The sequence below is a fragment of the Bradyrhizobium sp. PSBB068 genome (assembly GCA_016839165.1).
GTDB lineage: Bacteria > Pseudomonadota > Alphaproteobacteria > Rhizobiales > Xanthobacteraceae > Bradyrhizobium.
Map to the genome: position 1 here is coordinate 6034169 of CP069300.1, position 18853 is coordinate 6053021.

Sequence of the window (18853 nt, forward strand, 5' to 3'; positions counted from 1 at the left end):
CAACGCCCGCGGCGCATGGTTGCGAAAGCGACGCTCACGACGATCATCTCGCCCGGGGCGCACCCCTCTCCCCACCCTCCCCCGCAAGGGTAGGGGAATCGCATATGGCGATGGAGGGGTGTTGCCAAGCGGTTGGAACTGGATTCTTTGGGTGTCTCTCGCTTCCCGAGGGAGACCAGAATGCGCCAACTCAAGCGCCTGCTTCGACCACTCAAGGACCCCCGCGCCAGCAACGTGCGGCACGATCTGGTGGAGATCATCGTCATCGCCTTGGCGGCGACACTGGCCGGCGCCAAGACCTGCACCGAGTTCGAGTTCTTCGGCAAAGGCCGAGAGGAGCTGTTGCAGCGGTTCCTGGAGCTCAGATCCGGCATCCCCAGCCACGATACGTTCAGCAACGTCTTCCGTGCTCTGGACCCGAAGGGGTTGGAAGCGATTTTGCGCAAGCTCAGCAAGGGCTTCGGCATCAAGGGCGTGGTCAGCATCGACGGCAAGGCGTTGCGCGGCGCCTTCATGCGTGGGCGGCAATCCACACCGCTGCATATGGTCAATGTCTGGGCGGCAGGCACACGCATGGCGCTGGCTCAAAGGAAGGCCCCCAATCGCAACGAGGTTGCCGGCGTTCTCGAAGTCCTCGCCTCGCTCGATCTGGACGGCGCTCTTGTCACTGCCGACGCCTTGCATTGCCGGCCCGATGTCGCGCAAGCCATCCGCGACCGGAAGGGCCACTACGTTCTGGCCATCAAGAGCAATCGCGGCCGGCTCTTCAAGGCCGCCAAGGCGTTGCTCGACACCGCCCGACGGCCTGCGCGAGCAAGCCAGCGAAGAACCGCCGCCCACGATCGCATCGAGCGCCGGCAAGCCATCATCGTGCCGGCACCGCAATTGGCGAAGCAACATGGCTTCCCCGCTATCGTCGCGGTCGGCCGCATCGACAGCTGGCGCGCAACTGCCGGCAAGCCTGCCAAGCGGACGGCCCGATACTTTCTGGCTTCGCGGCGGCTGCCAGCCAAGAAGCTGCTCGACGTCGTCCGCGCCCACTGGAGCATCGAGAACAACCTGCACTGGGTTCTCGACGTTCTGTTCGACGAGGACGCTTGCCGCAGCCGCAAGGACCACGCCCCGGAGAACCTTGCCGTCATCCGCAAGCTCGCCATCAACGCCCTGCAAGCCACGCCAGGTCCAGCGCGGACCAGCCACAAAATGCTCCAGGCAAGATGGAGCAACGACTTCCTTCTCACCGTCCTGGCCCATATGCGATAGCCCTACCCGCAAGGGGGGAGGGAGCCTGAAGAGGGTGCTCACCTCACATGCACGACGCCGACGCGCCGCGCCTTACGGCTGCTTGATCTCCACCGTCTGGCGCTTGCCGGCGGCGATGGTGAACGGCTTTTCGACCTTCTGGCCGTCGGCATAGGTCGCGACCGCGACATAGTCGCCGGCGTTGAGCGCGACGTTGTAGGTCGCCTCATAGTTCACCGCGACGTGCTTGCGCTCGTCGTTGAGGTCGCGCTCGGCGCTGTAGATGTCGATCTGCTGGGCACTGTCGGTCTTGATCCCGACCACGCCGGCATTGAGATTGACCGTGACCCGGGTCGGCGCGCCGGACTTCACTTCCGTGCTCGCGGTGCCCCTCGCCTCGCCGACCGTCACCTTCACCTCGTAGCTGCCGCCGGGCAGATCGAACTTCGATTCGGGATCGTACTCCTGCGCGACCTTGTCGCCCTCGTCGCCGTCGGGCTTCGCAGGCTGGTGGACCGCGACCACGAGGTCCTTCTCGACCTTGGGCCCGCCTTCCGCATAGGTGGTGGTGACGATCAGCTTGCCGACATCGATCGTCAGCTGCACGTTGCTGGAATCGCCGGCGGCGACCGTGAACGGCTTGCTGGTCTTCGACTGGCCCTTGGTCAGCGTCAGCGTGTAATTGCCGGCGGCGAGCACGAAGCGCGGCACCGCGTCGTACTCCTGCGCAACCACCTTGCCGCCCTTGTCGGTGACCTGCCAGACCACGTCGTCGACCTTGCCCACACCGCCGGCCATCGCGCCTTCGCTGGTGACGTAGCCGGCATCGAGGATGACGTCGAGCGCAGCCGGTTTGCCCTTCTCGACCTTGAGCGGAAACTCGCGCTTGAGCTGCCGGTAGGTCACCTCGACGATGTAATCGCCGGGCGCGATATTGTCGGCGAACGGCGCACCGTAGAAGGTGTTGACGTGCTCGCCCTTCTCGTCGCCGGCGCGCTTGAAGATGCCCCAATTGACGTCCTCGTCGCTGATCGGATCGAGCCCTTCGGCGAGCCGCGCGACGCCGCGAAGGTTCTTGCCGAGATAGGGATCGGCCGCCGCCGGCTTCGGCGGCGCCTCGCTGGCGACCCTGGTGCCTTGCGTCGCCGCCACCGCCTTGGTCAGCGCGCCGGTCAGGCTCGCGGCGTTGCCGGCATCGAGATAGACCCCGCCGGTCGCGCGCGCGATGCATTGCAACTGGCTCTTCGCCGCGGGATCGGCGACGTCAAGGCCGATCACATGGGCGGTGAAGCCGATGCCGGCCTTCTTCAACTCGGCAGCCGCCGCGCACGGATCGGGCGCGCAGGTCTCGATCCCGTCGGAGACCAGGATCACGTTGGCCTTGTTCTCGGTCGAGTGCAGCGCCTCTGCGGCCGCACGCAGTGAATCCGAGATCGGGGTCTTGCCTTTCGGGTTGACGCCGTCGATCGCAGCCTTGATCCTCACCGGATCGAACGTGCTGACCGGCACCATCAGCTCGATGTCCTTGCAGTCGCCCTTCGAGCGATGGCCGTAGACCATGACGCCGAGACGATCGGCCGGATTCCATTTCGACAGGATCGCATCGACCGCCTGGCGCGCAGCGGAGATCTTGCTCTGCCCGTCGACCAGGCCCCACATCGAGCCGGATGCATCGAGCACGAGAATGGTGTCGGTGCCCTGTGCCTGCGCCTCGGCGCCGTGAAGTGACAGCAACGCCAGGCCAAGCGACAGCATACCGGCAACGAACGAGCGGCGAAGAATCTTGATCACGGATCGATCCTCGATGATGGAGACAATCGGAGGGCGGAGACGGCTGCGGTGGCACGGAGTGTCGAAGGATCACCCGCGTGCAACTTCAGCAGTCCCCTTGTTTTGGATTTTGTCTTTTGACGGCTGGTGTACTTAATCCACGCGATTTCGATGCGCGAGCAACCGGGCGCCTGAAGGGGTTGAGATAGCGCAACTCGCGTCCGGACACTTGGACTATAGCGACACGCGTTTGGCCTGACGCGACACACGGATGACAATTGGATTGCTTCCGCAGGTGCGATAGCTTGAAGCAAGAACTATCTTCATCGTCGTCCCGGCGAAGGCCGGGACCCTTTACCCCAAATCTCGATTGTTGCGCGTCGCTGGGGCCGCAGCCTGTGTTTCAACAACGCTACCCTGTGGTTATGGGTCCCGGCCTTCGCCCTAGGGCATGCACACATCTAGTTGGGTGGGGATTCCCGAATCGGTATTTCGTGTGATTCATATTGCGGCACTTCGGCTTTGGCGGAGGTGTCGACATGCTGGCGCAAATTGACTGGTCATTAGGTCGGTTCGGGGATCTCCGCCTCGATAAAGGGGGGCGGCGCTCGTCGAATGCATGGTCGCGGGCAAGGATGTCTGCCTGCGACGGCTGGCAGGAGGCATGCGTGCCCGGGAGGTGCGCTTCAACCGCTTTCTCGGCAATGCCAAGGTGACGACGACGCGGATAATCGAAAGCTGGAGCGATGGTACGGTAATGGCGGCCGAAGGCCGCCATGTGCTGGCGATCCAGGATACCAGCGAGATCAATTTTGCCACCAAGGCACAAAACCGGCGTGGCTTGGGCGAGATCGGTCATGGCAACACCCGCGGGGTGTTGCTGCACCCGATGCTGGCCGCAGACGCGGAAAGCGGCTGCTGCCTTGGCCTGTTGCACGGCGAGATCTGGACCCGCCAGGGCCGCCGCACCGTCTCGCACGACAATCGCGATCTGAAGGACAAAGAATCGCAACGCTGGATCGCGACCGCTCTGGCAGCCAAGCCGCTGTTGGCGAAGGCTGCGATGGTGACCATGCTGGGCGACCGCGAGAGCGACATCTTCGCGCTCTACGCCTGCGCCGCAGAACACCAGTTCCACGTCATTGCCCGGAGCATGCATGATCGCAAGCTGGCGGATGGCTGTGGCCTGTATGCGGCCAGCGAGGCCATGACCAGCATCGAACAACGGACCATCGTATTGCCTGCGCGAGCACAACGGCCTGAGCGGGCTGCGCTTCTCGATCTGCGCTTCGGCGCCGTCGAACTGGCCCGACCGCAAACCAAGTTCCTGCGCCATCTGCCGAAAAGCCTACCCTTGATCCTGGTCGATGTGCGCGAGATCGAGCCGCAGGCCGGGATCGAGCCGCTGCACTGGCGGCTGCTCACCACGCATCCGGTGACGAATGCAGAAGAGGCCTGGCGCATTATCGAATGGTACAAGCGGCGGTGGCTGATCGAGCAGTTCTTCCGCATCTTGAAGACACAAGGCCTCAAGCTCGAAGACAGTCAGATCGGGACCGCCGAGCGGCTTCTCAAGCTGGTCGCGATCGCGGCCAAGGCGGCAGTCATCTCCCTTCAGCTTGTGCAGGCGCGCGATGGTCGCGACAACCAGTCTGTCCGAATTGCCTTCAATGCTGGGGAAGTCGCTACACTTGCCGCCCTCAATCGCAACCTCGAAGCCCAAAGCAAGCGGCTGAGAAACCCGCACCCGCCTGACAGCCTCGCTTGGGCCGCCTGGATTATCGGCCGGCTCGGCGGCTGGGACGGCTATCCATCGTCCAAACCGCCGGGCCCCATCACTATGAAACACGGCCTGCAATACTTCCACGCCGCAGCCGCTGGATGGTCCCTCAGAGATCTGTGCATGCCCTAGGGCCTTCGCCGGGACGACAGCACCATTGGGCACAGGCGTACCACACCATCAACAACCACGGCTTGGATGTGTGGCGCGTTAGCCGCCCCCACTCAAATCGCCCGCGCAAACCTGCGAAAGCCCGGTGCGCCGGTCAGCGCTTCGAAGGCGGCGTCGCGCTTCTCTTCGGCGAAGGCGAAACCCGCCTTGGTGTAGCAGCGTTCGGCCGCGTCGTTGCCGATCAGGAACGAGATCGACGCCCGCGCGAAACCTGCCGCCTTGCCGTCGGCGAGCGCGCGGCCGATCAGCTCCTGCACCAGACCACGGCTGTGTTGCGACGCTTGCCTGGCGACATGCTCGATCAGCCAGTCACCCTCGCCGCCCTGCACCCAGCAGTTACGGGCATAGCCGCCGCGCGCGACGATGGCATCGGCATCCATGCCGGTCTCTGCCGCGACTTCCTCGATCGCCGCGCGGGCTGCGACGACCGTCCCGGACGCAGGCATCGCGCACAGCGCGGCAGCGGGGACGCCATCGACCTCAGCAATCAGGAAATGGGCGACGTGGTACCATGATCTCGCGCGCGCAACGGCGAGCCGCGTCATGAACGCCAGGCACTCTCCCTCCGGCCGATCGAGCGCGATGTCGAACCAGCCGCGCGGCACCGGGCCGCGCTGCGCGGCCAGCACGACACGGGCGATGAAGCCGGCATCGTCGGAGCGTGCGGGACGGATCGAGGATCGTCCCGCGCCGCTCATCTCAGGTGTTCTTCAGCGCGACGCGGAATTCCGCCTCGGTCTTGGCCTTGACCTCGTCGAGCGTGACGCCGTCGGCGAGCTCGATCAGCGCCATGCCATCCTTGCCGTGCTTGTCGATGGTGAACACCGCGAGGTCGGTCACGACCATGTCGACCACGCGCTCGCCGGTCAGCGGCAGATTGCACTGCTTGAGCAGCTTGGGGCCGTCCTTCGCGGAATGCTCCATCACGACGACGACGCGCTTGACGCCGGCGACGAGGTCCATGGCGCCACCCATGCCCTTCACCATCTTGCCGGGGATCATCCAGTTGGCGAGGTCGCCGTTCTGCGCCACCTGCATGGCGCCGAGGATCGACAGGTCGATATGGCCGCCGCGCACCATGCCGAACGACTCGGCCGAGGAGAAATAGCTGGTCGAGGGCAGCTCGCTCACGGTCTGCTTGCCGGCGTTGATGAGGTCGGCATCGACCTCGTCCTCGTAAGGGAACGGACCCATGCCAAGCATGCCGTTCTCGCTCTGCAGGTTCACGTCGACGCCGTCGGGGATGTAGTTCGAGACCAGCGTCGGGATGCCGATGCCGAGATTGACGTAATAGCCGTCGCGCAGCTCCTTGGCGGCGCGGGCGGCCATCTGTTCACGGGTCCAGGCCATGAGGCTCTCCTGAAAAGGTCTGATTTAGGCGGCGGGCCGCGGACGGGTGTTGCGGAATTCGATCCGCTTCTTGCCCGTGCCGACCTCGATGATGCGTTTGACGAAGATGCCGGGCGTGTGGATGTGGTCCGGGTCGATCTCGCCGGCCGGCACCAGATGCTCGACCTCGGCGACGGTGACCTTCGCGGCGGTCGCCATCATCGGGTTAAAGTTGCGCGCGGTCTTGCGGTAGACCAGGTTGCCGGCGGTGTCGCCCTTCCAGGCATGGACGATGGCGACGTCGGCGAACAGGCCGCGCTCCATGATGTACTTCTCGCCGTCGAATTCCTTCACTTCCTTGCCTTCGGCGATCAGCGTGCCGACGCCGGTCTTGGTGTAGAAGGCCGGAATTCCGGCGCCGCCGGCGCGGATGCGCTCTGCCAGCGTGCCCTGCGGGTTGAACTCGAGCTCCAGCTCGCCGGCGAGATATTGCTGGGCGAACAGCTTGTTCTCGCCGACATAGGACGAGATCATCTTCTTGATCTGGCGCGTCTCCAGCAGTCGGCTGAGGCCGATGCCGTCGACGCCGGCATTGTTTGACACGACCGTCAGGCCCTTGACGCCGGAATCGCGGATCGCGTCCGACAGGGTCTCGGCGATGCCGCAAAGGCCAAAGCCTCCCGACATGATCATGATGCCGTCCTTGAGGAGACCATCGAGTGCCGATTTGGCGTCGGGATAAACTTTGTTCATGCAGCGAATACCTGATGGAGGGCGCGGAACGGCTTTGGCAAAGCGGATTATTAGGCGAAATCTTCGCAATGCGTCAATCACGGCCCCGTGCGGCGACGGGCGGCAGCCTGCGGCGGCAACATGGCCTTGAAAGCGTCAAGAAAACCCTTCAAGTTGCGTGGGTTGGCAGGGGCCTCCGGCGAGCGCCCGCTGTGTTCGACAACGACCCGACAAACCTCAACCCGACCCGGATATGTCATTGACGATGGCCCAAGGAATTAAGCGCCTGGGGATGCCGATCGCGGCGCTTCTCGGCCTGGCGCTGGTCGGGCTGGTCGGAACGTCGTGGTTCCTCAACCGGGACGCGCTGCAGCGCGCGGTCGAGGCGCAGATTCGTGCCGTGACCGGGCTCGAGCTCGTCGTCAACGGGCCGATCGATGTTTCGGTGTTTCCGGGCAGCTACGTCTCCTTTCACAATGTCGGGCTGAAGGGCGCCGATACCGCCGGTCCCGCTTTGCAGGTCGACGTGCTGACCGCCAATCTGCGGCTGCTGCCGCTGTTGCTGCGGCGGTTCGAAATCGCCGACGTCATGATGCTCCGCCCGCATATCCGTGTGGTCCGCGACGCGGCCGGCGACAGCAACTGGACCCCCTTCGTCGAGACCATCGCCAAGGCGATGACACCAGGGGCCGAAAACCAGGTGTCATTCTCGGAAATCCGGATCCAGGACGGCGAGCTGAATTACGAGGACGGCACCAACAGCATCTCCGAACAGCTCGGCGATATCGACCTGTCGCTGGCCTGGCCGTCGATCTCGCGCTCCTTTGCCGCAACCGGCCAGTTCGACTGGCGCGGCGAGCGCGTCGACGGCTCGATCAGCGCCAGCGATTTCGTCGCGCTGCTGTCGGGCGACCGTTCCGGCCTCAAGGCCCGGCTGGCCAGCGCGCCGCTCAAGGTTGCGTTCGACGGAACCGTCGCCAACCGCACCAGCCTGATGATGGAAGGCACCGCCACCATGGACTCACCGTCGCTGCGCAACGCGCTGCGCTGGATGGGACAGGCGCCGCCCGGCGGCGGTGGCGGCTTCGGCCGCTTCGCGCTGAAGGCCCGCGCCAACGTGGTCGGCGGCTCGGTCGCGCTCACCAACGTCAACGTCGAGCTCGACGGCAATGTCGCCGAGGGCGTGATGACCTACGCCAATAACGGCCGGCAGACGCTGCAGGCGACGCTTGCCGCCGGCAATCTCGATTTCACGCCCTACATCTCGACCTTCCGCCTGCTCGCCAGCGGTCAGCGCGACTGGAACAGGCAGCTGTTCGACCTGTCCTCGCTGTCGTCGACCGATCTCGACATGCGCCTGTCGGCGGCCAAGGTCACGGTCGGCCCGTCGAAGCTCGGCCGCACCGCGTTCGGCGCCAATCTGCGCGGCGGCGCGCTCGCGCTCAGCGTCGGCGAGGCGCAGATGTATGGCGGCATCGCCAAGGGTTCGTTCGCGATCGCGCGCTCCGATGCGGTCGCCGACGTCAGGGCGCAATTCCAGTTCACTGATGTCGATTTGCAGGCCTGCGCCAGCGAGCTGTTCGGCATCAGCAAGCTCTCCGGACGCGGCAACCTCAACGTCTCGCTGACGGCCTCGGGCTCCAGCCCGTTCGGGCTCGCATCGTCGCTGGACGGCACCGCCACGCTGAACGGGCATGACGGCGCGATCGCGGGCTTCAATGTCGAGCAGCTGTTGCGGCGGCTGGAGAAGCGCCCGCTGTCCGGCGGCGGCAATTTCCGCTCCGGCTCGACGCCCTACGACAATCTCAACATCTCGGTGAAATTCGCCGACGGCGTTGCCACCGCCGACGACATCCATGTCGAGAGTCCCGCGGCGAAGATCACGCTGACCGGCACCGCCTCGGTGCCGTCGCGCGAGTACGATCTCAAGGGCGTCGCCAGCCTGACCTCGGCGGCAGCCGGCGGCAATGCGTTCGATCTGCCCTTCGTGATCCAGGGCCCATGGGACGATCCCTTGATCTTCCCCGATCCGGAAAGCCTGATCCGCCGCTCGCCGGCATCCGCCCCGCTGCTCGACGCGGTCAAGGATCGCAAGACGCGCGATGCGGTGCGCTCCGTGATCGAGCGCTTCACCGGCGGAGCCGCGCGGCCCGCCGCCGCGCCCGATGCGGCTGCCGGCGCGCCCGGCAACGGAGCGGCGACGGCGGCCGAGAACGCCAAGTCGAACTGACTGGCCGAACTGAGAAGCCGAACTGATCGATCCATTCACTTTCCGCATGGATGCACCGGGACTGATCCTTAGCCTTCATCGTGCACCCCTACAGAAGTCGTCGATCCGGCATCTTTATCGGGTCACGGGCATGCGCTAGTGTTTTCTCCAACCGGTTAAAAAAACCGGCCGCAAGAGGGAGAACAACGTGAGATCCAAGGTTATCGGTGCGCTATCGATTGCGGTCGCTGCGGTCGGCCTGTTTGCCGCAACTGCACCCGCTCTGGCCCAGGGCAATACGATCACCGTCTGGTGGGGCAAGGGATTTTACAAATCCGAAGACGACGCGCTGCTCGAGACGATCAAGAAATTCGAAGCCAAGACCGGCATCAAGGTCGAACTGTCGCAATACGCGATCCAGGACATGATTCCGAAGACGGTCGCCGCGCTGGATTCCGGCACCGTGCCCGACGTCGCCTATTCCGACACCTACGACGTGCAGGCCCAGGGCAAGTGGGCCTATGAGGGCAAGCTCGAGGATCTCTCCGACATCATGCTGCCGATGAAGGACGCCTTCGCGCCGAACACGCTGGAAGCGGCGCTGCTCTACAACGACGTCGCCAAGAAGAAGTCCTATTACGGCTTCCCGCTGAAGCAGCAGAGCATGCACGTCCAGATCTGGGGCGACATGCTGGAGAAAGCCGGCTTCAAGGCCGCCGACATCCCGACCAAGTGGGAAGATTACTGGACGTTCTGGTGCGACAAGGTGCAGCCGGCGATCCGCAAGGCGACCGGCCAGCGCATCTACGGCGTCGGCCAGCCGATGGGCGTGGAATCCACCGACTCGTTCCAGTCGTTCTACACCTTCATGGACGCCTACCACGTCAAGCTGGTCGACGACGACGGCAAGCTCCTGGTCGACGATCCCAAGGTGCGCGACGGCTTGATCCACGCGCTGAAGGACTACACCGACACCTACATCAAGGGCTGCACGCCGCCGTCCTCGACGACCTGGAAGGATCCGGACAACAACGTCGCCTTCCACAACAAGACGATCGTGATGACCCACAATTTCACGATCTCGATCGCGGCGAAGTGGTTCGAGGATTCCACCAACCCGGCGCTGACCGACGCGCAGCGCGCCGCAGGCAAGCAGGCCTATGAGCAGGACATCATCACGGCGTCCTTCCCCAAGGCGCCGGACGGCTCGACCATCAAGTACCGTTCCGACGTCAAGACCGGGCTGATCTTCGCCAACGCCAAGAACAAGGCCGAAGGCAAGCAGTTCATCGCCTTCCTGATGCAGGAAGACAATGTGCGGCCCTATGTCGAGGGCGCGCTCGGCCGCTGGTTCCCGGTAACCAAGGCGAGCCAGGCGAGCCCGTTCTGGCAGGCCGACCGGCACCGCAAGGCGGTGTGGAACCAGTTCACCGGCGGCACCACGCCGTTCGACTTCACCAAGAACTGGAAGTTCACCATCCTGAACAACGAGAACGTCTGGGCCAAGGCCATGAACCGCGTCGTCAGCGAGAAGGTGCCGGTGGACAAGGCCGTCGACGAACTGATCGCCCGCATCAAGCAAGTGGCGGGATGATGCAAACGATGACCAGCACTGCCGATACTTGCTCCGCGTCGTCCCGGCGAAAGCCGGGACCCATACGCCGCGGCAGTCATTTGAGAGCGAGTTGGTCATCGGCTTTCGTGCAACAACGACGGCCGGTGGTGATGGGTCCCGGCCTTCGCCGGGACGACGTAGGCGGCATCCTGCTCCAAGAGTAACCGAATGGCGATCACACTCTCCGCATCCGATGCCCCCTCGCCGCCGCTGTCGGCGCGGCTGTCGCCGCCGCAGGTCTGGGGCATCGCGCTGCTCGCGCCCTATCTTCTCGTCTTCCTCGCCTTCGTGGTTTATCCGGTCGGCTACGGCCTGTGGCTGGCACGGCATCCGTCGAGCTACGTCGCGCTGTATCATGACCCGATCTTCGCCCGCGCCGCGGTCAACACGCTGATCTTCCTGGTCATCGGCATCAACATCAAGATGCTGATCGCGCTGTTCCTGTCCGGCTTCTTCGCCCAGCAGCGGCCGTGGATCAGGTGGCTGTCGGTGATCTTCATCCTGCCCTGGGCGGTGCCGTCGATCCCGACCATTCTCTCGGTACGCTTCATGCTCAATCCGGAATGGGGCGTGGTCAACCAGCTGATCTTCAAATTCACCGGCGACGACGGTCCAAACTGGCTGAACGATCCTGCGGTCGCGCTGGCGATGGCGATCGGCGTCCACATCTGGAAGTCGCTGCCGTTCTGGACGTTGATCCTTTTGACCGGGCGGCTCGCCATCTCGCACGACCTGTATGAGGCCTCCGACGTCGACGGCGCCAATTGGTGGCAGAAATTCCGCTACATCACCTGGCCGTCGATGCAGACGCTCTACATCACCTGCACGCTGCTCTCGATGATCTGGACGCTCGGCGACTTCAACAGCGTCTATCTGCTCACCGGCGGCGGGCCGGCCGACCTCACCCATGTGCTGTCGACGCTCGGCATCCGCTATCTCAGGCTCGACCAGCTGTCGCTGGCGATGGCCTCGATCGTCTGCGCCATGCCGTTCGTGCTGCCGCTGGTCTATTACATGATGAAACGGTTGTCGCGATGAAGCTGCCCACCCTCCGCGAAGTCGGCACCGAGGCCAAGCTGCTGCTGATCGGCATCCCGGTCTTCATCTGGACCATGATCCCGATCTACCACATGTTCGTGTTCGCGATCTCGCCGAAGGAGGACGCGTTCACCGGCAAGCTGTGGCCTGATCATCCGACGCTGCATAATTTCTCGATCGTGTTCCACCAGCAGCATTACTTCCTGCGCGACTTCTGGATCCAGTTCTGGAATTCGACCGTGATCGCGCTCGCGGTCGGCGCGCTGACGCTGTTCGTCGCGACCGCAGCCGCGTTCTCGATCTCGCGGCTGCGGGTGCCGGGCGGCCGCGCCGTGATGAACATGGCGCTGTTCACCTACTTCATCCCGGCGGCATTCCTTGCCGTGCCGATGTACCGCACCATGGGCACCTATGGCCTCTTGAACAATCACTGGTCGCTGATCCTGGCGATGGTGACGATCGCCGCGCCCTACGCGATCTGGGTGCTGAAGCAGGCCTCCGACAAGCTGCCGGTCGAACTGGATGAAGCCGCGACGATGGACGGCGCCACCACGCTGCAGCTGTTCCGCCTGGTCTATGTGCCGCTGATGATGCCCTCGCTGGTCGCGGTCGGCACCTATGCGATCCTGCTCGCCTGGAACGAATATCTCTACGCGTTTCTGCTGCTCTCGAAGGACACCGACATCACGCTGCCGGTCGCGCTCGGCAACTTCCTCGCCGCCGACGATTCGCCGTGGGAGCTCTTGATGACCACCGGCTTCATCTACGCATTGCCGCCGGCCGCGGTCTATTACGCCTTCAAGCGCTACATGGTCGGCGGGCTGACGGCAGGAGCGGTCAAGTCCTGAGGCCCAAGTCGTAATCCCTCAAAGCGGCGCGGCGCTCTCGCCGCGCGCGCTCGACAGTTTCGAGGCGAACGAGGCGAGTACGATGATCGCGGCGATCAGCGCGATCACCAGCGTGCAGATCGCGTTGATCTCGGGCTTCACGCCGAGCCGCACTTCCGAGTAGATCCGGATCGGCAAGGTCGCCGAGCCGGGGCCGGTGGTGAAGCTCGCGATCACGACGTCGTCGAGCGACAGCGTGAAGGCGAGCATCCACCCCGCCACGATCGCAGGCACGATCAACGGCAGCGTCACCAAAACGAACGCGCGCACCGGATCGCAGCCGAGGTCCATGGCGGCCTCCTCCAGGCTGCGGTCGAGCGCCGAGAGGCGCGACTGCACCACGACGGTGACGAAGCACATCGTCAGCGTGGTGTGCGCGATCGTCACCGTCCAGAAGCCGCGCTCGGCATTGAGCGCCACGAACAGCAGCAGCAGCGACAGGCCGGAGATCACCTCGGGCATGACCAGCGGCGAATACAGCATGCCGGAGAACAGCGCCCGCCCGCGGAACCGCTCGCCCCGCGCCAGCCCGACCGCCGCCAGCGTGCCCAGCAGGGTCGCCAGCGTCGCCGAGACCGCCGCAACCGACAGGCTCATCCACGCCGCCTCCAGCATGGCGCGGTCATTGAAGAACTCTCGGTACCAGCGCAGCGACCAGCCGCCCCACACCGTCACCAGCCGCGAGGCGTTGAACGAGTAGATCACCAGGATGACGATCGGCAGATAGAGGAACGCCATCCCAAGCGCCAGCGAGGTCATGTTGAAGCGTGTCAGTCTGGTCGCAGCCCGCGCCATCAGCTGCCAGCCTCGAGTTGGCGACGTTGCAGGCGGTCATAGAGCACGAGCGGCGGCACCAGCAGCAGCAACAGCGCGACCGCTGCGGCCGACGCCACCGGCCAATCCTTGTTGGTGAAGAATTCGAGCCACAGCGTCTGCCCGATCATCAGCGAGTTGGAGCCGGCGAGCAGGTCGGGGATCACGAACTCGCCGACGATCGGAATGAAGCAGAGCAGCGCGCCGGCACCGACGCCGGGCAGCGACAGCGGGAACGTCACCAGCCAGAACGCCTGCCGTGGCGAGGCGCCGAGATCGCCCGCCGCCTCGAGCAGCGAGGAATCCATCTTCGACAGCGTCGCATAGAGCGGCAGGATCATGAAGGGCAGATAGGAATAGACGATGCCGAGATACATCGCGCTGTCGGTCGACAGCCAGACCACCCGCGCGGAAACAATGTGCAGCGCGAGCAGCACCTGGTTGAGCAGGCCGTCATGCTGCAGGATGTTGATCCAGGCATAGATGCGGATCAAAAACGAGGTCCAGAACGGCACGATTACCAGCATCATCGCCACACCCCGCCAGCGCTGCGGCAGCCGTGCCATGCCGTAGGCAATGGGATAGCCGATCAGCAGCAGGATCAAGGTCGAGGTCACCGCCACGACGAGGCTGCGCAGATAGGACAGGATGTAGAGATTGTCCTGCAGCAGCAGGCGGAAATTGTCGAACGACAGCTGCGCAAACGCGGCAGCCAATGCCGCCCGGCCCTCGGCGAAGTCGAACACCGGCGTATAGGGCGGCTGCGCGATCGCGGTCTGCGACAGGCTGATCTTCAGCACGAAACCGAACGGCACCAGGAAGAACAGCACCATCCAGAGATAGGGCGCGATCGCGGCGAGCCGTGCCGGGCGGGCGAAGATGCGGCGCGCGCTCATTGCTCCAGCACCAGGCAATCGTCGGCGGTGAACCACGCCACCACCCGCTGGCCGGCGAGGTAGGCGTCGACATCGAGCCGCGCGGTGTTGGCCATCGACGCGCGCAGCACCGCGCCGGTTTCCAGCTTGACACGGTAGCTGGTCACGCCGCCGAGATAATTGACGTCGGCAACGACGCCCTCCAGCCGGTTGATCACATGCGAGCCGCCGTCATCCAAGGCCGGCGCACGACGCGACAGCTTCACCTTCTCGGGGCGGATCGCGACACTGACGACCTCCTTGGTCACCGGCGGCCACAACTCGCTGACCGCGAGCGTGCCCGCTTCCGCGGTCGAAACCGTCAGGCGGCCGTGGTCGCGGCCGGCAACCTGGCCGTTGAACAGATTGATGTCGCCGACGAATTCGGCGATCCAGCGCGAGGCCGGCGCCTCGTAGAGATTGCGCGGGGTCGCGACCTGCACCAGCCGGCCGGCATCCATCACGCCGATCCGGCCGGCCATCGTCATCGCCTCCTCCTGGTCGTGGGTGACGATGATGAAGGTCATACCGAGCCGGCGCTGCAGCTCCATCAGCTCGCCTTGCGTGCTCTCGCGCAGCTTCTTGTCGAGCGCGGCGAGCGGCTCGTCGAGCAGCAGCACCTGCGGCCGGCGCGCCAGCGAGCGCGCCAGCGCAACGCGCTGCCGCTGTCCGCCGGAGAGCTGATCCGGCTTGCGCTTCTCGAGCCCTTCGAGCTTGACCAGCGCCACCATCTCCGCAACGCGGGTGGCGATATCCTTGCGCGTCATGCCGGCGCGCTTCAAGCCGAATGCGATGTTGTCGCGCACCGCGAGATGCGGAAACAGCGCGTAGTTTTGGAACATCATGTTGACGGGGCGCTCGTGCGGCAGCACCTGGGCGATGTCGCTGCCGCCGAGCAGGATGCGGCCCTCATCCGGCGTCTCGAAGCCGGCGAGCATGCGCAGCAGCGTGGTCTTGCCGCAGCCGCTCGGCCCGAGCAGCGCGAAGAACTCGCCGGCGCGGATGTCGAGCGAGAGCTGGTCGACCGCGCGGAAATTCCCGAACGACTTGGCGACGCCCTCGATCCGCAGCAGCGGCATGTCCGGGACGGCCGGTTCAGGCAACGGCCTCGCCGCCTCCGCAGTCGCTTCGCCTGCTATCACGTCCGTCAGCCCCGATTCCCCATAAGGTCCAATCCTGGCGGCAAGCTAGCGGCGGATCGCCACCGGCTCAACCGCCTCACGGACATCTCCCGCAATATTGTCGGCGTCTGCGCCTCTGCAGGGGCGGGCTCTCAATGCGTTGCGTCGGCTTTGAGGCACAAACCGGAAGGCATTGCACAGTCCGAACCTTACTGCTTGTGACCCTGAACGGCATCGCGCGCCGATTGCTGCATGCAGATCACTGAGGCAGCGCCACCCCGTCGATTTGCATGACGCCAAGCTGGTCGAACAACTCAATCTGCTCACCGTTCAGCACTGGAATGTAGCAACGACGTCTAGCAGACGAGATCAAGATACAGAGCTTATCCTCCGCAACTGCCCATGTCCCGGTTGCAGGTCCAAAGGACTCGTCCCAGTGCGGATAAGTCATCCTGCCGTCGGGCTCGAATCGCATAGATAACGGACCATTCTTGAGCTTCGGACCAAAGCTGATCGTCTTGCCCTTGAATTTTGCGGCCAGGGTCTCACCTGTCGGTCTTTCGCCGCTTGCCGCGGTGAGCGAGGCATCGGGCCCCGGATCATAGCCCGAGGCCTTCAAGATCAGCCAGAAGAGCCTGGCCATACTCCGGAAAGAAGGTTCGACGTACGGCGCGTCGCGGTCGACACGATGCACCACGACGAGGTCGAGCGCGGGCACGATTAGGGCGTATTGGCCACCCTGGCCTTGGGCCAAATAGCTGCCCGCGGGCAAAATCACCGTGGGCGCAACGTCACCGCCCATAAAACCGATCCACCAGAGATAGCCATAGCCCATCCCGAGATCCGCTCTCGAATAGCTGCGCGTGCTATCTTCCACCCACGTCTGCGGCACGACTTGGTGACCGGCCCAATTGCCTTTGCGCAGATAGAGTAGGGCAAAGCGCGCCAGGTCCCGTGCACTCATGCGGGTCTCATAGGCAGGGTGGATGGACGCTTCGCCGCGAACGTAGCTGCCGTCCTGTGGGCGGTAGTCTTGCATGCCGATCGGCTTTGCGATCCTCTGGTCGAGTGCCTCGAAGAGGCCGGTGCCGGTTGCGTGCTCGTAGATCGTGCCTAGCGCGTTGAAGTCCCAATTGTTGTAAAACCAGAAGGTACCGGGCGGGTGGCTGCCGCGCGGCGGTCTCCTCCTGGCCATGTCCGGCGTCTCATAGAGCGCCGGGTGGTAGACCCCGGAACGCGCTTCGAGGAGCTCGCGCACCGTCGCGCCCTTCTCGATTTCCGTTAAACCAGGCGGATTATCGTCGATGCCGAGTTCGCCAAGGGTGCTGTTGGGGTTGATCAGGTGATCCGACACGGCGATGCCGATCAGGGCGCTGAGCACGCTCTTGCGGATGGAAGCGAGCTCCATTGGCTTCGTCGTATTGCCCCACTCGGCCACGACCTTTCCGTGCTGAACGATCACAACCGCGCTCGAGCGAATCTGATCCGAAAAGGATCGCGCTTGGGCCAATTCGGTCTCTGACCAGCCCAATTCTGCAGGGGTGACGCGCTCCCACTCCGCTGCTGGAAAGCCATCTCCAGCTGTGGCAGGCCCGAACCGAACCAGAGTGCCGACCAGCACGACGGCGAAAACGATCTGGCGGATATACATTGGATCCCACGCGCTGCGAGCTTGATCTGATCGCAGCACAATACTCATTAACGGAAGCTTGGCGGAACGCTTATTGAAGTATTTTCTTTTGGAGTCCCGCCAACGCGTTCTCATAGGACGTCTCCTGTTGGCCCAGCTCGGACCATCCAGCGATATCAGCTTTTGCGATGCTGTTGAGGGCCAAGCAGGCGTAAACCCCGAAGCGGCTCGTTGCCTTTATGAGGACATGCCCTAAACTTCACGGCCAAACGCGGGAGGACAACCGATGATTTGCGACCGCTACGGCCTGCCGCTGACGACCACCTCGGACCGCGCCGCCGCGTATTATGTCGACGGCGTCGATCGGATGCTGGCGGCACTGCACGGCGCCGACGCAGCGTTCGAGGCGGCGATCGCCGAGGATCCCGACTTTGCGTTGGCCCATCTCGGCCGTGCCCGCGTCCACCAGCTCAACATGGAGGGTGCCGCGGCCCGCGCCAAGGCTGCCGACGCCCGGCAGCTCGTGGCGGCTGCCACCCCACGCGAGCGCCAACACATCGAGATCATCGCATCCGTGATCGAGGGCCAGGGCAAGATGGCGACGACGGCGGCCGAACAGCATCTCAGCGACTATCCGCGCGATGCGCAGATACTCTCGCTGCTGCTCGGCGCGTTCGGCCTCTATGCTTTTTCCGGCCGGCCCGACCATGACGCGGCGCGGCTCGCGATCACCGAACGTTACGCGAAGGACTATGGCGACGATTGGTGGTTCCTCACCTATCTCGGCTGGTCGAAGACCGAGGCCGGCGATGTCGTCTCGGGCCGCGCCATCACCGAGCGCGGCTATGCGCTAAAGCCGGAGAACGCCGGTGCCGCGCACGCGCTCGCGCATGCGCTGTTCGAGCAGGGTGACGGCGCCGAAGGCCGCAGCTTCCTCTCCGCCTGGCTGCCGGCGAACGACCGCGCCAGCTTCCTGCAAGGCCACCTCGCCTGGCACCTCGCCTTGATCGCTATCGAGGAAGGCGACGCCGACAGTGCGCTTGCCATCTACGAGCAGCACATCAAGCCGGCGGGCCGGCCCTATCCGCCGCTCAATATCTATACCGACACGGCCTCGCTGCTGTGGCGGCTCACGGTCGCCGGCAAGACCGGCCTCGAACCGCATTGGAAGGATGTCGCCGCCTATGGCGACGGCTATTTCCCGAAGGCCGGCGCGCATTTCGCCGACGTGCATCACGCGCTGGTCGCAGCCACGACCAACAAGGATGCGCTCGAGGCGCGGCTCTCCGAGATGGCGGCGCGCGATGCCGACGGCAAGCTGGCGCCCGGCCCCGCCGCGATCGGGCTCGGCCGGGGCGTTGCGGCCTTCGCGGCCGGCGACCATGACAAAGCCGTGCGCATCCTGGCGCCGCTGATGCCCGAACTGGTGCGGATCGGCGGCAGCCACGCGCAACGCGAATTGTGGGAGGACACCTTCATCGTCGCATGCCTGCGCGCCGGCCAGGGCCGGCAGGCGGCGAGGCTGATCTCGAACCGGCTACATCGCCGTCCGTCCCGGCGCGACCTCGCCTGGTCGCAGGAGGCCGCGAGGCAATAGCCGAT

At 64.6% G+C, this 18853-nt stretch carries 15 protein-coding genes; 7 read left to right on the forward strand and 8 right to left on the reverse strand.

Annotation, left to right across the window (positions count from 1 at the left end):
* Positions 1 to 180: 180 nt before the first annotated feature.
* The gene (locus JQ507_28145; GenBank protein ID QRI73548.1) at positions 181 to 1263 is read left to right on the forward strand and encodes an ISAs1 family transposase; all 1083 of its coding nucleotides are present in this window, start codon (positions 181 to 183) and stop codon (positions 1261 to 1263) included.
* Positions 1264 to 1335: 72 nt separating this feature from the next.
* Here JQ507_28145 and JQ507_28150 read toward each other — a convergent pair whose 3' ends face one another.
* A complete protein-coding gene (locus JQ507_28150) occupies positions 1336 to 3033 on the reverse strand; it encodes a VWA domain-containing protein (protein ID QRI68740.1) in 1698 nt (565 codons plus the stop codon).
* 598 nt (positions 3034 to 3631) lie between these two features.
* On the opposite strand from JQ507_28150, the gene JQ507_28155 reads away from it, so the two are divergent.
* Positions 3632 to 4924, forward strand: coding sequence for an IS4 family transposase (locus JQ507_28155; protein ID QRI68741.1), 1293 nt, complete (start codon positions 3632 to 3634; stop codon positions 4922 to 4924).
* A gap of 92 nt (positions 4925 to 5016) precedes the next feature.
* Here the strand turns inward: JQ507_28155 and JQ507_28160 are convergent, their stop codons facing one another.
* From JQ507_28160 to JQ507_28170, 3 genes are read right to left on the reverse strand one after another with little or no spacing between them, the layout of a single operon-like run.
* Positions 5017 to 5661 (reverse strand): GNAT family N-acetyltransferase, encoded by a 645-nt coding sequence (locus JQ507_28160; GenBank protein ID QRI68742.1) that lies wholly within the window; start codon positions 5659 to 5661, stop codon positions 5017 to 5019.
* Between the two features lies 1 nt (position 5662).
* Positions 5663 to 6313, reverse strand: a complete 651-nt coding sequence (locus JQ507_28165) for a CoA transferase subunit B (GenBank protein ID QRI68743.1) — start codon at positions 6311 to 6313, stop codon at positions 5663 to 5665.
* A gap of 24 nt (positions 6314 to 6337) precedes the next feature.
* Entirely contained in the window at positions 6338 to 7045 is a 708-nt protein-coding gene (locus tag JQ507_28170) for a CoA transferase subunit A (GenBank protein ID QRI68744.1), read from the reverse strand.
* Between the two features lie 244 nt (positions 7046 to 7289).
* Between JQ507_28170 and JQ507_28175 the strand changes: the two genes are divergently transcribed.
* The 4 genes from JQ507_28175 to JQ507_28190 all read left to right on the forward strand — a co-directional run bounded on the left by JQ507_28175 (position 7290) and on the right by JQ507_28190 (position 12734).
* Positions 7290 to 9254: an AsmA family protein gene (locus JQ507_28175; GenBank protein QRI68745.1), complete on the forward strand. Its 1965-nt coding sequence runs from the start codon at positions 7290 to 7292 to the stop codon at positions 9252 to 9254.
* Between the two features lie 187 nt (positions 9255 to 9441).
* Positions 9442 to 10827 (forward strand): carbohydrate ABC transporter substrate-binding protein, encoded by a 1386-nt coding sequence (locus JQ507_28180; protein QRI68746.1) that lies wholly within the window; start codon positions 9442 to 9444, stop codon positions 10825 to 10827.
* 189 nt (positions 10828 to 11016) lie between these two features.
* On the forward strand, positions 11017 to 11886 hold the full coding sequence (locus tag JQ507_28185) for a sugar ABC transporter permease (protein ID QRI68747.1): 870 nt from the start codon (positions 11017 to 11019) through the stop codon (positions 11884 to 11886).
* Positions 11883 to 12734 carry a carbohydrate ABC transporter permease gene (locus tag JQ507_28190; GenBank protein ID QRI68748.1) on the forward strand — a complete coding sequence of 284 codons (852 nt, stop codon included), beginning with the start codon at positions 11883 to 11885 and terminating at the stop codon, positions 12732 to 12734. The genes JQ507_28185 and JQ507_28190 overlap by 4 nt, the downstream gene beginning before the upstream one ends.
* Before the next feature lie 18 nt (positions 12735 to 12752).
* Here JQ507_28190 and JQ507_28195 read toward each other — a convergent pair whose 3' ends face one another.
* From JQ507_28195 to JQ507_28210, 4 genes are all read right to left on the reverse strand, one after another.
* On the reverse strand, positions 12753 to 13568 hold the full coding sequence (locus tag JQ507_28195; GenBank protein QRI68749.1) for an ABC transporter permease: 816 nt from the start codon (positions 13566 to 13568) through the stop codon (positions 12753 to 12755).
* On the reverse strand, positions 13568 to 14482 hold the full coding sequence (locus JQ507_28200; protein QRI68750.1) for an ABC transporter permease subunit: 915 nt from the start codon (positions 14480 to 14482) through the stop codon (positions 13568 to 13570). Before JQ507_28200 ends, JQ507_28195 begins: the two co-directional genes overlap by 1 nt.
* Complete coding sequence (locus JQ507_28205) at positions 14479 to 15651, reverse strand: ABC transporter ATP-binding protein (GenBank protein ID QRI73549.1); 1173 nt, start codon at positions 15649 to 15651, stop codon at positions 14479 to 14481. Before JQ507_28205 ends, JQ507_28200 begins: the two co-directional genes overlap by 4 nt.
* Before the next feature lie 229 nt (positions 15652 to 15880).
* Positions 15881 to 17272, reverse strand: coding sequence for a serine hydrolase (locus JQ507_28210; GenBank protein ID QRI73550.1), 1392 nt, complete (start codon positions 17270 to 17272; stop codon positions 15881 to 15883).
* Positions 17273 to 17618: 346 nt separating this feature from the next.
* On the opposite strand from JQ507_28210, the gene JQ507_28215 reads away from it, so the two are divergent.
* Positions 17619 to 18848, forward strand: coding sequence for a tetratricopeptide repeat protein (locus tag JQ507_28215; protein ID QRI73551.1), 1230 nt, complete (start codon positions 17619 to 17621; stop codon positions 18846 to 18848).
* Positions 18849 to 18853: the final 5 nt, after the last annotated feature.

What these genes read in the sequence shown, in the direction of transcription:
- JQ507_28185 (QRI68747.1), top strand. Translation starts at nt 11,017, where the DNA reads ATGGCGATCACACTCTCCGCATCCGATGCCCCCTCGCCGCCGCTGTCG.
- JQ507_28165 (QRI68743.1), bottom strand. Translation starts at nt 6,313, where the DNA reads ATGGCCTGGACCCGTGAACAGATGGCCGCCCGCGCCGCCAAGGAGCTG.
- JQ507_28155 (QRI68741.1), top strand. Translation starts at nt 3,632, where the DNA reads ATGGTCGCGGGCAAGGATGTCTGCCTGCGACGGCTGGCAGGAGGCATG.
- JQ507_28170 (QRI68744.1), bottom strand. Translation starts at nt 7,045, where the DNA reads ATGAACAAAGTTTATCCCGACGCCAAATCGGCACTCGATGGTCTCCTC.
- JQ507_28210 (QRI73550.1), bottom strand. Translation starts at nt 17,272, where the DNA reads ATGTATATCCGCCAGATCGTTTTCGCCGTCGTGCTGGTCGGCACTCTG.
- JQ507_28190 (QRI68748.1), top strand. Translation starts at nt 11,883, where the DNA reads ATGAAGCTGCCCACCCTCCGCGAAGTCGGCACCGAGGCCAAGCTGCTG.
- JQ507_28195 (QRI68749.1), bottom strand. Translation starts at nt 13,568, where the DNA reads ATGGCGCGGGCTGCGACCAGACTGACACGCTTCAACATGACCTCGCTG.
- JQ507_28175 (QRI68745.1), top strand. Translation starts at nt 7,290, where the DNA reads ATGGCCCAAGGAATTAAGCGCCTGGGGATGCCGATCGCGGCGCTTCTC.
- JQ507_28200 (QRI68750.1), bottom strand. Translation starts at nt 14,482, where the DNA reads ATGAGCGCGCGCCGCATCTTCGCCCGCCCGGCACGGCTCGCCGCGATC.
- JQ507_28145 (QRI73548.1), top strand. Translation starts at nt 181, where the DNA reads ATGCGCCAACTCAAGCGCCTGCTTCGACCACTCAAGGACCCCCGCGCC.
- JQ507_28160 (QRI68742.1), bottom strand. Translation starts at nt 5,661, where the DNA reads ATGAGCGGCGCGGGACGATCCTCGATCCGTCCCGCACGCTCCGACGAT.
- JQ507_28215 (QRI73551.1), top strand. Translation starts at nt 17,619, where the DNA reads ATGCTGGCGGCACTGCACGGCGCCGACGCAGCGTTCGAGGCGGCGATC.